The organism is Rhodanobacter thiooxydans LCS2 (assembly GCF_000264375.1).
GTDB classification, from domain to species: domain Bacteria; phylum Pseudomonadota; class Gammaproteobacteria; order Xanthomonadales; family Rhodanobacteraceae; genus Rhodanobacter; species Rhodanobacter thiooxydans.
Map to the genome: position 1 here is coordinate 1 of NZ_AJXW01000108.1, position 12,622 is coordinate 12,622.

A 12,622-nucleotide genomic window follows, 5' to 3' on the forward strand; every position below is an offset into this window, starting at 1 on the left:
GCGCTGGCCATTCGGCGCGTTCTCGCGGCGCCACCGGCGGCTCAGCCAGCAGCGCCTCGGCGCCGGCCTGATCGCGTTGATGGAAGGCCGCCACGGCGACGCCGAGCGCGACCTCAACCGCGCTTCGCGGCTGGACAGCCTGCGCGGCCCGGCCCTGCTCGCCGCCGCGGAGGCCGCCCTGCGCCGCGGCGAACACGGTCGCGCGCTGGAAGCGCTGGATCAGGCGGCGCAGTCTGCGCCGCAGGCGGCCCGCGTGCTGCGCGCCCGCCTGCTGCGCCGCGAAGGCAAGCCGGCCGAGGCGCTGGCGCTGCTTGCGCCTGAAGCGGACAAGGGCACGCTGACGCCGGGCGGCTGGCGCGAGCTGGTGCACGCGGCGCTGGCCAGCGGCGACCTGCGGCGCGCGCGCGAAGCGCTGGCGCCGCTGCAGAAGAGCGGCGCACTGGGCCACCGCGCCTATGCCGCGCTGGAAGCGCAGGTGCTGGTCGCCACCCTGCAGGCCGCGGCGGACGGCGCCGACCTCAACGCGTTGTGGACGCAGCTGCCGAAAACCCAGCGCCGGGTGCCCGCGGTAATCGACGCCTACGCGCGCCGCGCCGCTGCGTTCGGGCTGACCCTGCCGGCGATGGACGAGGTGGAATCCGCGCTGCGCCGCGAGTGGTCGCCGAGCTTGATCGAAACCTACGGCACGCTGGCCGGTGACGATGTCGAGGCGCGCCTGCGCCGCGCCGAAGGCTGGCTCGACGCGCATCCGAACGACGCCAACCTGCTGCTCACGCTTGGCCGCATGTGCGTGCGGCTGAAGCTGTGGGGCAAGGCGCGGCAATACCTGCAGCGCTCGCTGGCGCTGGCGCCGGGCAGTGCCGCCTGGGAAGCCCTGGGCGACGCGTTCGCCGGCCAGGGCGATGCGGAGCAGGCGCAACGCTGCTATCGCAACGCGCTGGCCTTTGGCCGTGGTGATGCAGTCGCCCCGCTGGCGCAGAGCGCCAACCCCGGTCAGCCCGACACGCAGCCGATCGCGATCGAGGAGCGCGACATGCATGGGGTGCCGCGGTTGCCGGGCTGAGCATGGCTCCGGTCGCTGGATGATTTTCAAGGAAGACTCGATGCACAAGATGATCAAGGTCATCCTGCTTGCTTTGCCGATCGTAGGATGCGCGACGTCGTCTCCTTCGTCTGATTCGATGGCGCGAAGGGTTGCCGCGTTGGTTGACGAGACCACCAACCCGCGCACGGAGATGCAGGCGTTCGAACAGTTGGAGACCCTCGGGCCGGATGCCGCTCCCTACATCGTTCACCACCTTGGCGACATGCGGCCCTTGCCGATCAAGGAAATCGAACTCGCGAACGGATCGCCCGCTGCCTTCGAGGGGGTTCGCCACTACGCGCTGGAGGTTGTCCACGACGTACTGTCCGCCATCCTGAATCAGATCAGCGGTGTGAGCTTTGAGTTCGTCTACAACGGGGCCACTTCGAGAACGCGGGAAATGGACAAGGTACGCTGGCAGACTTGGTGTGCCAGTACGTATCCCGCGAAAGCCGTGATCTGCAGCGGTGGTCGGCGTCTGCAATGATTGCTTTGTGGGTGCCGCTCACTGCGCCGTCGGAAGATCGAACAATCCGGGGTTACAGGTGGCGCTGACGTCGTAGCCGAAGGCGTAGTAAAGCTGCGATTGGAGCTTGCCGTCGGCGATCAGGAACAGGTTGCTGCCCTCACTGCCCAGGCAGGTTTGCACACGAGGCGCATTGCCCGAGGCCGTTCCGATGCGAAGCATCGTTCCGGCGGATGCCGGGTCGGCATGCACCGTGCGGGTGCCAATCACTGCAGTCCCGATGAACGGGTCGCCCTTCAGCGCGGCCGGCAACTGTTTCAACCGGTAGCGGAATACCGGATTGCCGAACAGCGCGTCGGTGACTGGCTCGGTCGATGTGTCTGGCGCTTCCAGTGCGTCGCCTTGCAGGCGCAGGCAGCACTGCACGGCACCGCCAGCGGCGGGATATTGCAGCTGGATCGTGGCCGTCGCGGCAAGGCGGCCATCGGTGGTGTACAGCCAGGCCGTGCCGTCGGCGGCGGCCACGAAGCCGGCTTCGACTCCGGCAACGCTTTTTGCCGGCTCGGCAGCACACACCACAGCGGCGGTGCAGGCCAGCACGATCAGGGTGCGATGCATTGGTTTCATCAGGATTCCATCGTCCGATCCGGGTGGCGGAGGCAGGTCATCGGAACTTCCCTGAACGGTGTCGGGCCAAGAAGCCGCAGTCGGCACGAATCAAGCCGGTTGGCACGGGTCATCGCGGCCGCGGGCAAGTGTTCTGGACTGCGAACTTCCATCAGCCACGCTGGTCCCACGCCAGACCCTGACCGGAGCAACGCATGGAACACGGACACGTCGGACTTCTGGGTATGGCTTGCATCGGCCTGCTGATCGCCACTTCCGCCATGGCTGGATCGCCAGCGCCCGCGACGACGCCGGATAGTTACGCCAAGCCTGGCCAACGCATCGCCATCGGCCAGGGGCGCAGCCTCAACCTGCGCTGCAGCGGCAGCGGGCCGGTGACGGTGCTGCTGGAGTCCGGCTCGCACGCCGACTCGCAGAGCTGGTTCCGGGTGCAGCCGCGGCTGGCGGAGCAGGTGTGCGTGTGTTCCTACGACCGCGCAGGCTACGGTTTCAGCGACGCGGGCCCGCTGCCGCGCGGACTCGATGCTGACGTGGCCGACCTACACGCGTTGATCCACGCGGCCGGCCTGCATGCGCCGCTGGTGCTGGTAGGGCACTCGCTGGGCAGCAACATCGTGCGCCGCTACGCCAGCGAGCATGCCGGCGACATCGCCGGCATGGTGCTGGTCGATCCGCCCGCCCAGGACCTGGGCCGCTTCCTGCCGGCGCAGTGGATGAAGGACGATGCGGCGCTGAACCGGCAGCGCGATGCGTTCATCGCCAGCTGCGAGCAGGGCTCCGAACATGGACAGTTGGCCGCACCGTCGCCGGCGCTGGCGCAGTGCATCGGCGGGCCGGCGCCATGGGAAAGCCCGGCCGTGGCCGCGGCCAATCACGCGCGCAAGCTGCAGCCGGCGTTCTGGCATACCTTGCGTTCGGAGCTGGCGCAGAACGTGTCGGTGTTCGCGCCGTCGGTGCCGGCGGACGAATCGCACGGCGCTACCCCGCTGGTGGTGCTGCAGGCCGCAAGTACCTATGCCGACGCACCGGCGGGCATGCGCAAATCGCTGGAGGCGGCGCGTGACGCGACCCAACAGCACATCGTGGCGAGTTCGACCCGCGGCGAACTGCGCAAGGTGGCCGATACCTCGCACGACATCGAGATGGACCAGCCGCAAGCCGTGGCCGATGCGGTCTCGCGCGTGCTGAAGCAGCTCCCGGCGAAGCGCGGCTGACGGCTACAGCGGCGTCAGGTTGGCGTACGCCGCCACCAGCCACTTGCTGCCGGCGCCTTCGAAGTTCACCTGCAGGCGGGTGTGCGCGCCGCTGCCTTCGGCGCTGATCACCACGCCTTCGCCGAAGCTGGGGTGGCTGACGCGCTGGCCGAGTTTCACCGGCAGCGCTTCCTCCAGCGACGGCGCGATCTCGTGCGGGCGGCCGGCGTACAACGGGCGGGTGACGTGTACGCGCGGGCGTACCTCGTCGATCAGTTCGGCGGGCATCTCGCCGAGGAAGCGCGACGGCCGCGCCAGCATCTCGGCGCCGTGCATGCGCCGCGACTCGGCATGCGTGACGACGAGTTTCTCGCGGGCGCGGGTGATGCCGACGTAGGCGAGCCGGCGTTCCTCCTCCAGCCGTCCTTCGTCGTCGACCGAGCGCTGGCTGGGGAACAGGCCTTCCTCCATGCCGACCAGGAATACCAGCGGAAACTCCAGCCCCTTGGCCGAGTGCAGGGTCATCAGCTGCACGCAGTCGTCCCACGCTTCGCCCTGGTTCTCGCCCGCTTCCAGCGTGGCGTGCGAGAGGAACGCGGAGAGCTCGCTCAGGCCGGCGTCGATGTCCTCGGCGGTGCGCTCGAAGCGGCTGGCCACGTTGACCAACTCGTCCAGGTTTTCCACCCGCGACTCGGCGTTGCCGCGCGAATCCTTCTCGTAGAAATCGCGCAGGCCGGTATGGGTGATCGCGTGGTCGATCTGTTCGGCCAGGGTGAGCGCGTCCTTTTCACCATCGGACGTCGGTGGCTGGAAAGCGTGCGCCATCGCGTCGATCATGCCGAGGAACGCCTTCACCGCGTTCTTCGCGCGCCCGGCCAGCTCGCTGCCGCCGCTCAGCTCGGACAGTGCGGCTTCCCACATCGACGTGTTCTCGCCGCGGGCACGGCGGCGCAGCGCGTCCAGCGTACGCTCGCCGATGCCGCGCGGCGGGGTGTTCACCGCGCGCTCGAACGCGGCGTCGTCGTGGCGGTTGGCGGTGAGGCGCAGGTAGGCCAGCGCGTCCTTGACTTCGGCGCGCTCGAAGAAGCGCTGGCCGCCGTAGACGCGGTACTTGATGTTGCGCTGGGCCAGCTGCTCCTCGAAGTTGCGCGACTGCGCGTTCGAGCGGTACAGGATCGCGCAGTCCTTCGCCGAACCTTGCTCGTCGATGTATTCACGGATGCGCTCGATCACGAAGCGCGCCTCGTCCTGCTCGTTGTAGGCGGCGTACAGCGCGATGCGCTCGCCGTCGTCGCCGGCGGTCCACAACTGCTTGCCGAGGCGGCTGCCGTTGCGCTGGATCACGCTGTTGGCGGCTTTCAGGATGGTCGAGGTGGAGCGGTAGTTCTGTTCCAGCTTGATCGTGCGCGCGCCGGGGAAGTCGCGCAGGAACTGCGCCATGTTCTCGACCCTGGCACCGCGCCAGCCGTAGATCGACTGATCGTCGTCGCCGACCGCGAAGACCTTGCCCGTGGCGCCGGCGAGCACGCGGATCCACGCGTATTGCAGCGTGTTGGTGTCCTGGAATTCATCGATCAGCAGGTGCCGCCAGCGCTGCTGGTAATGCTCCAGCACGGCCGGGTTCTTCAGCCACAGCTCGTGCGCGCGCAGCAGCAGTTCGGCGAAGTCGACCAGGCCGGCGCGGCGGCAGGCGTCTTCGTAGGCCTGGTAGATGCGCACGAAGGTCTGCGTGACCGGATGGTCGCGGTGCTCGATGGCATCGGGCCGCTTGCCCTCGTCCTTCCACTGGTTGATCTGCCAGCTGGCCTGGCGCGGAGGGAACTTTGCGTCGTCCAAACCGAGCCCGGCGACCACGCGCTTGACCAGCCGCAGCTGGTCGTCGGCGTCAAGGATCTGGAACGCCTCCGGCAGGCCCGCTTCGCGCCAGTGCCGGCGCAGCAGCCGGTGCGCGATGCCGTGGAAGGTGCCGACGGTGAGGCCCTGGGTGCCGCCGGGGATCAGGCTTTCCAGCCGCGCGCGCATCTCGCCGGCGGCCTTGTTGGTGAAGGTGACGGCGAGGATCGCCCACGGCGGCACGCGCTCGGCCTGGGTCAGCCAGCCGATGCGGTGGGTCAGCACGCGGGTCTTGCCGGAGCCGGCGCCGGCCAGCACCAGGTAGTGGCCGGGCGGGGCGCAGACGGCTTCGCGCTGGGCGGCGTTGAGCGGGTCGATCAGATACGAGACATCCATCCCGCCCATTGTAGTGGGCGTCAACGAAAACCGCCGCGGAGGGCGGCGGTTTTCGGGGTAGCCAGGCTGCGGCTCAGCGCTTCTGCATGAAGCCGCCGACCGCCAGCAAGGCACCGACCACGATGCCGGCGATGCCGATCCATTGGGGCACGCCCTTGTCGTGGGTGGCGGTGATCTTGGCCGAGCCGACCTGCAGCAAGGTGTCGGTGTCCTGGTAGAAGGCGTGGCCCGCCACCACCCAGATACCGGCCACGATGAGGATGATGCCAACGATGATCAGGCCTGCGCGCATGGTATTTCCCCTTGGATGTGGGTCGAGTATGCCGGGTGCCGGTGTGCATGCAATGTACAGGCATGGGCGGAACGCGGGCAAAAAAAGCCCCGGAGGCTAGGGGGAGCCTCCGGGGCGGGCAGGCGCGAAGACCCAGGGGAGAGGTTCGCGCCTGTGGCTGCCCAGGGAGGTGGGCTCGCCAGCGGATGCCGTTGCGTGCATCCGTGGAGTTAGTGCGCGGTTTGCCGAAAAAGTTGCAGGGTTTCCGAAGAAATTTAAAGGCGGTTCATTCTCATGAAACGTTAACCGTCAAGTCCTTGTTGCGCATGCGTAACCGCGATCGGCGGCATCAATGCGCCTCGTCCCAGTTCGCACCCACGCCGACGTCGACCAGCAGCGGCACCGCCAGTTGCGCCGCGCCGGACATCCGTTCGCTCACCGCGGCGCGGACGGCGTCGATGGCGTCCGCGCGTACCTCGAACACCAGCTCGTCGTGCACCTGCATCAGCATGTGGGCGTCGTCGCGGCCCTGCAGCCACGCCGCCACGGCGATCATCGCCCGCTTGATGATGTCCGCCGCGCTGCCCTGCATCGGCGCGTTCACCGCGGCGCGCTCGGCGCCCTGGCGCAGGCCCGCGTTGCGCGAGGTGAGGTTCTCCAGGTACAGGCGGCGGCCGAAGATCGTCTCCACGTAGCCGTCGCGATGGGCCTGTTCGCGGGTGGCGTCCATGAACGCGCGCACGCCGGGGTAGCGCGAGAAATAGCGGCCCATGTAGTCGCCAGCCTCGGCGCGGTCCACGCCGAGCTGGCGCGCCAGGCCGAACGCGCTCATGCCGTACATCAAGCCGAAGTTGATCGCCTTGGCGGCGCGGCGCTGGTTGGCGCTGACCTCCTCAGGCTTCAGCCCGAACACCTCGGCAGCGGTGGCGCGGTGCACGTCGCCGCCCTCGCGGAACGCCTTGAGCAGGCCCTCGTCGCCGGACAGGTGCGCCATGATGCGCAGCTCGATCTGCGAGTAGTCCGCCGCCAGCACCCGCCAGCCCGGCGGCGCGATGAAGGCCTGGCGGATGCGCCGGCCTTCCTCGGTGCGCACCGGGATGTTCTGCAGGTTCGGGTCGGACGAGGAGATCCGCCCGGTCGCCACCGAGCCCTGGTGGTAGCTGGTGTGCACGCGGCCGGTGCGCGGGTTGACGATGCTGGAGAGCTTGTCCGTGTACGTGCTGCGCAGCTTGGCCAGGCCGCGGTAGTCGAGGATCAGCCGCGGCAGTTCGTGGGTGTCGGCGATCGCCTCAAGCGCCTCTTCGTTGGTGGACGGCTGACCGGTCGGCGTCTTCAGTCTCGCTTCCAGGCCCAGTTCGTCGAACAGCACCGCCTGCAGCTGCTTCGGCGAGTCGAGGTTGAACTCGCGCCCGGCCAGCGCGTACGACTGCTGCTGCAGTTCCAGCATGCGCTTGCCCAGCTGCTGGCTCTGCCGGCGCAACTCGTCGCCGTCGATCAGCACGCCGCGGCGTTCCATCTCGGCCAGCACCGGCACCAGCGGAATCTCGATCTCCTCGTACACGCGGCGCAGCGACGGCACGCTCTCCAGCTTCGGCCACAGCGCATGGTGCAGGCGCAGGGTGACGTCGGCGTCCTCGGCAGCGTAGCGGCAGGCGGTGTCCAGGTCCACCTGCGAGAACGAAATCTGCTTTGCGCCCTTGCCGGCGACCTCCTCGTACTTCACCGTGTCGTAGCCGAGGTACTTCTTTGCCAGCGAGTCCATGTCGTGGCGCGTGGCGGTGGTGTTCCACACGTAGGACTCCAGCATCGAGTCGTGCCTGAGCCCCTGCACTGCGATGCCGTAGTGCGACAGGATGTTGATGTCGTACTTCGCGTGCTGGCCGAGCTTGGGCCGCGTCGCGTCCTCGAAGACCAGCTTCAGTGCGGCCAGCACCGTGTCGCGATCGAGCTGCGGCGGCGCGCCGGGATAGTCGTGGTCGAGCGGGATGTAACACGCCTTGCCCGGTTCCACCGCAAGGCTGAGGCCGACGATGTCCGCGCGCATCGCGTCGAGGCTGGTGGTCTCGGTGTCGAACGCGATCAGTGGCGCATCGCGCAGCTTTTCGATCCATGCATCGAGCTGCGCCGGCGTGGTGACCAGCTCGTAGTCGCCTGCGAACGAAAGGTCGGCCGCCCCTGCGGGAGCGACGTCAGTCGCGATGCCTTTCGTCGTGGTCGCGGCAGAAGTGTCGTCGCCTCCTTCGCTGGTCGGTGCCGCATTGTCCAGTTCCTTCAGCGCCGCCTTGAATTCGTAGCGCGTGTACAGCTCGCGCAGCAGCGTGGTGTCGGCCTCGCGTCGGGTCAGGTCGGTGGGGCCGAACTCCAGCGCCACGTCGGTCTTGATCGTCGCCAGCTGGCGCGACAGCGGCAACTGCGGCAGCGTGGCGCGCAGGCTCTCGCCGATCTTGCCGCCGATCTTGTCGGCGTTGGCGATCACGCCGTCCAGCGTGGCGTACTCGGCCAGCCACTTGGCGGCGGTCTTCGGGCCGCACTTGGGCACGCCGGGGATGTTGTCGATGGCGTCGCCGGTGAGGGCGAGAAAGTCGATGATCTGCTCCGGCTGCACGCCGAACTTGGCCAGCACGCCGGCGCGATCCGTCGTGGTGCCGGTCATGGTGTTGACCAGGGTGACGTGCGGGCCGACCAGCTGCGCCATGTCCTTGTCGCTGGTGGAAACCTCCACCTCGATGCCGAGCGCCTGCGCCTGCAGGGCCAGCGTGCCGATCACGTCATCGCCCTCCACGCCACCCACGCGCAGGATAGGGAAGCCCAGCGCGCCCACGGTCGCCAGCATCGGCTCGACCTGTGAGCGCAGCTCCTCCGGCATCGGCGGGCGGTTCGCCTTGTAGCGGTCGTACAGCGCGTCGCGGAAGGTGGGGCCGGGCGCATCGCTGACGAAGGCCAGGTAGTCGGGGTTCGCCTTCAAGGTGGCGCGCAGCATGTTGACCACGCCGAACAGCGCGCCGGTGGGCTCGCCGCGCGCGTTGGAGAGCGGCGGCAGCGCGTGGAATGCGCGGTACAGGTAGGACGAGCCGTCGATCAGGATGAGTTTGGGCATCGTGTGCTTCGCGTGAGTCGACATACCCCGCCCATTCTCGCATGCACGGCGAAACGTCGCGCTTCACGAACGGCCGCCGACGGCGCTGTTATGCTGCGGTCCCCAAACGAGGTTGCCGCCATGAAAACCGCTGCCTTGCTGGTTGCCGCCAGCGTCCTGTTCACGTCGAGCGTACTGGCGCAGTCGGCCCCATCGGCGAGCGTGCCGCCACCCCCGGGGATCAACGACCCGGGCGTGAAGGCGACGGAATCCCAGGCCAGGCCGGCGGTCAGGCAGCGCTCGACGCACGTCGCGCCGTCCGCGTCCGGCCAGTCGCTGGACCTGAAGCCGCAGGCACTGCCCGCGATGCGCGACGAAGGCAGCGTGCAGAGCAGCCGCGAGCAGGCGCCGCCAGAAGTGCGGATCCGCCAGGAAGGCGACAACAGCATCCAGGAATACAGCCGCAACGGCCGCGTCTACATGGTGGTGGTCACCCCGAAAAACGGCATCCAGCAGACCTACATGGTCGATCCGCAGGGCCGGCTGGTCGACGAGCACGGCATGAAGCCGGTGGGGCCGGTGATGTACAAGGTGTTGGAGTGGGGCAAGAGCCGGCCGCCGGCCGAGAATGCCAGCGAGGCGCCGCCGGCCGACAACGGCCACTGAGAGGTTGTGGTTATTCAACCCCTCAAGCGGGCCGCGGCGAGGGCATGGCGAGGGCATGGATGCCCGAGTTGAGGCAGCGCAGGAGCGGCGCACCGCCGGCCTACACCGGCTCGTCCAGTTCAGGATAATGGCGAAAGATGCCGTTCTCGTTGAACGGCAGCCGCCGCGGCGAGGTCAGATAGGCAGCGATGCGCGGCCGCTCGGCCACCCGCTGCTTCAGCGCCAGCAACAACGGCAGCCGGTGACCGAGGCGCCGCACGGTGCGCGGGTACGCATATTCCAGCCCGCTGATCAACTGGAACAGCGAAAGGTCGACGTAGGAGTGCCCGTGCAGGGCATGCTGGCCGCCGCCGCGTTCCAGCACCTGCTCGAAGTAATCGAGGTATTTCGGCAGCCGCGTCGCACGCAGGTCGGCCGCGCGGCGGCGAGCCTCCACGCGCTGGTCCTCGTAGTACAGGCTGCTGGCGATCGGGTGGTGCGAGTCGTGCACCTCGGCGACCAGGTCGGCGATGGTCAGCTGCAGCTGGTGGGCGTACAGCCGCCGGCCCTCGCTTTCCGGCACCAGGCCGAGCGGCGGGCCGAGGTATTGCAGGATGTTCGCGGTCTGCGCGATCAGCAGGCGTCCGGCCCTGAGGAACGGCGGCGCGAACGGTAGCGAACCCTCGTGTACGCCGTCGAGGTAGCGCACGATGGCGTCGTCGCCCTGCTCGCGGGCCACGTCGACGTAGCTGGCGCCGGCGTCTTCCAGCGCCAGCCGCACGAACTCGCCGCGGCCCTGGATGCCGGTCCAGTAATACAGTTCGTAACGCATGGCCATGTCCCCGGACTGATTCCGATGCTGGCACGCGCGACTTCTACGGGGCGTGTAGGAGCGCACTCTGTGCGCGATGCTTTTGCGTCAGGTGACGAAGAGCATCGCACACAGAGTGCGCTCCTACACGGGCGCGTGATATCAGTGGCGGAAGTGGCGCATGCCGGTGAACACCATCGCCATGTCGTGCTCGTCGGCGGCGGCGATCACCTCGGCGTCGCGCATCGAGCCGCCGGGCTGGATCACCGCGCTGATGCCCGCCGCGGCGGCGGCGTCGATGCCATCGCGGAACGGGAAGAACGCGTCACTCGCCATCACCGAGCCGCGCACTTCGAGTTTTTCGTCGGCGGCCTTGATGCCGGCAATCTTCGCGCTGTAGACGCGGCTCATCTGGCCGGCGCCGATGCCGATGGTCTGGCGCTCCTTCGCGTAGACGATGGCGTTGGACTTGACGAACTTGGCCACCTTCCAGGCAAAGATGAGGTCGTGGATCTGCGCCTCGGTGGGCGTCTTGCGGGTGACCACCTTCAGGTCCGCCGCGCTGATCATGCCGGTGTCGGCGCTCTGCAGCAGCAGGCCGGAACCGACCCGCTTGGAATTCATGCCGGGGTGCGCGGCACGCAAGTCGCCGCCGGCAGGCGTCGGGATCACCAGCACGCGCACGTTGCCCTTCTTGTGGAAGGCCTTCAGCGCGTCATCCGCATAGGCCGGCGCCAGCACCACCTCGACGAACTGGCGTTCGACGATGGCCTTCGCGGTGGCGCCGTCGACTTCGCGGTTGAACGCGATGATGCCGCCGAAGGCGGAGGTGGGATCGGTCTGGAAGGCCAGCTCGTATGCCTTGCCGATGCCGTCCAGGCTCACCGCCACGCCGCACGGATTGGCGTGCTTGACGATCACGCAGGCCGGCTTGACGAAGCTGCGCACGCATTCCCACGCGGCGTCGGCGTCGGCGATGTTGTTGAACGACAGCTCCTTGCCCTGCAACTGGCGGAAGGTGGCGAGCGTACCCGGCGCCGGGTACAGGTCGCGGTAGAACGCGGCCTGCTGGTGCGGGTTCTCGCCGTAGCGCAGGTCCATCAGTTTCACGAAGCGGCCGTTGACCTGACCGGGGAAGGCGGCATGGCCGGCGATTGCGTCCTGCGTGTCGTTGAGTTCCAGCCCGGACAGATAGTCGCTGATCGCGCCGTCGTAGCTGGACACGTTGTTGAACGCGGCGACCGCGAGCCTGAAGCGGGTGCCGCGGGTGAGGCCGCCCTGGCTTTCGATCTCGACGAGTGCGCCTTCGTACTGCTCCGGCGAGGTCAGCACGCCCACGTCGTTCCAGTTCTTCGCCGCCGAGCGCAGCATCGCCGGGCCGCCGATGTCGATGTTCTCGATCGCCTGCTCCAGCGTGCAATCGGGCTTCGCCACGGTGCTCTCGAACGGGTAGAGGTTGAGCACCAGCAGGTCGATCGGCGCGATGCCCCGCTCGGCCATCACCTGGTCGTCGGTGCCGCGGCGGCCGAGCAGGCCGCCATGCACCTTCGGGTGCAGCGTCTTCACGCGCCCGTCCATGATCTCCGGAAAACCGGTGAGGTCGCTGACCTCGGTGACCGCGATGCCCGCTTCGCGCAGCGCCTTCGCACTGCCGCCGGTGGAGAGCAGCTCGATGCCTTTCGCGGCAAGGCGCCGGCCCAGCTCGATCAGGCCGCTCTTGTCGGAGACACTGAGCAGGGCGCGACGGACCGGGACGAGCTGGGGGGCGGACATGGGCGGGGTTCCTTGGCGGGAAAGCCGCTCATTATAGCCGCCCCGTGCAGGGGTGGCCGGATCGAGGGATTACAGCAAACCGTGCGCAGCCAGCTTCTTGCGCAAGGTGGCGCGGTTGATGCCGAGCGCGCTGGCGGCGCGGCTCTGGTTGCCGTCGTGGAATGCCAGCACCTCGCGCAGCAGCGGCACCTCGACCTCGTGCAACACCAGCGCATGCAGGCCCTCGGCGCATTCGGTGTCGCCGATGTCGGCAAGGTAGCGGCGCACCATGCGGGTGACGCATTCGCTCAGCGCACTCTGCCCCTGAAGGCTGGCGCCAGGCGAACCCGTGCCCTGCAACAAGGCCTGTTTTGCGGCCTCGGCAGCAGGCAGTCTTACGGCATTCACGGACATTTTCCCTCGCGTGCGAAGTGGCGACTGCATCGGTCGCTGCTTATGGTTATGGCT

At 68.2% G+C, this 12,622-nt stretch carries 11 protein-coding genes; 4 read left to right on the forward strand and 7 right to left on the reverse strand.

The genetic code is table 11. From position 1 onward, the window contains the following. Both UUA_RS17430 and UUA_RS17435 read left to right on the forward strand, forming a co-directional pair. Positions 1-1,063: heme biosynthesis protein HemY (locus UUA_RS17430; protein ID WP_008439309.1), on the forward strand; the 1,063-nt coding region annotated here is incomplete at its 5' end. Between the two features lie 40 nt (positions 1,064-1,103). Beyond that, entirely contained in the window at positions 1,104-1,571 is a 468-nt protein-coding gene (locus tag UUA_RS17435; protein WP_153022873.1) for a hypothetical protein, read from the forward strand. A gap of 18 nt (positions 1,572-1,589) precedes the next feature. Here UUA_RS17435 and UUA_RS17440 read toward each other — a convergent pair whose 3' ends face one another. Further along, positions 1,590-2,168: a hypothetical protein gene (locus UUA_RS17440; RefSeq protein ID WP_008439311.1), complete on the reverse strand. Its 579-nt coding sequence runs from the start codon at positions 2,166-2,168 to the stop codon at positions 1,590-1,592. Between the two features lie 203 nt (positions 2,169-2,371). Between UUA_RS17440 and UUA_RS17445 the strand changes: the two genes are divergently transcribed. Continuing rightward, complete coding sequence (locus tag UUA_RS17445; protein WP_039954429.1) at positions 2,372-3,391, forward strand: alpha/beta fold hydrolase; 1,020 nt, start codon at positions 2,372-2,374, stop codon at positions 3,389-3,391. 3 nt (positions 3,392-3,394) lie between these two features. Here the strand turns inward: UUA_RS17445 and uvrD are convergent, their stop codons facing one another. The 3 genes from uvrD to polA all read right to left on the reverse strand — a co-directional run bounded on the left by uvrD (position 3,395) and on the right by polA (position 8,967). After that, positions 3,395-5,599 (reverse strand): DNA helicase II, encoded by a 2,205-nt coding sequence (uvrD, locus tag UUA_RS17450; RefSeq protein WP_008439313.1) that lies wholly within the window; start codon positions 5,597-5,599, stop codon positions 3,395-3,397. Between the two features lie 73 nt (positions 5,600-5,672). Further along, positions 5,673-5,891, reverse strand: a complete 219-nt coding sequence (locus UUA_RS17455; protein ID WP_008439314.1) for a hypothetical protein — start codon at positions 5,889-5,891, stop codon at positions 5,673-5,675. Positions 5,892-6,219: 328 nt separating this feature from the next. Beyond that, a complete protein-coding gene (gene polA, locus UUA_RS17460) occupies positions 6,220-8,967 on the reverse strand; it encodes a DNA polymerase I (RefSeq protein ID WP_008439315.1) in 2,748 nt (915 codons plus the stop codon). 120 nt (positions 8,968-9,087) lie between these two features. On the opposite strand from polA, the gene UUA_RS17465 reads away from it, so the two are divergent. Further along, entirely contained in the window at positions 9,088-9,612 is a 525-nt protein-coding gene (locus UUA_RS17465) for a DUF2782 domain-containing protein (RefSeq protein WP_008439316.1), read from the forward strand. A 100-nt stretch (positions 9,613-9,712) separates the two neighbouring features. On the opposite strand, the gene UUA_RS17470 is transcribed toward UUA_RS17465, so the two are convergent. The 3 genes from UUA_RS17470 to UUA_RS17480 form a co-directional block, all read right to left on the reverse strand. After that, positions 9,713-10,423 (reverse strand): glutathione S-transferase, encoded by a 711-nt coding sequence (locus UUA_RS17470; protein WP_008439318.1) that lies wholly within the window; start codon positions 10,421-10,423, stop codon positions 9,713-9,715. Positions 10,424-10,564: 141 nt separating this feature from the next. Next, a complete protein-coding gene (purH, locus tag UUA_RS17475; RefSeq protein WP_008439320.1) occupies positions 10,565-12,175 on the reverse strand; it encodes a bifunctional phosphoribosylaminoimidazolecarboxamide formyltransferase/IMP cyclohydrolase in 1,611 nt (536 codons plus the stop codon). Between the two features lie 69 nt (positions 12,176-12,244). Further along, positions 12,245-12,568 carry a helix-turn-helix domain-containing protein gene (locus UUA_RS17480; RefSeq protein WP_039954433.1) on the reverse strand — a complete coding sequence of 108 codons (324 nt, stop codon included), beginning with the start codon at positions 12,566-12,568 and terminating at the stop codon, positions 12,245-12,247. Positions 12,569-12,622 lie beyond the last annotated feature (54 nt).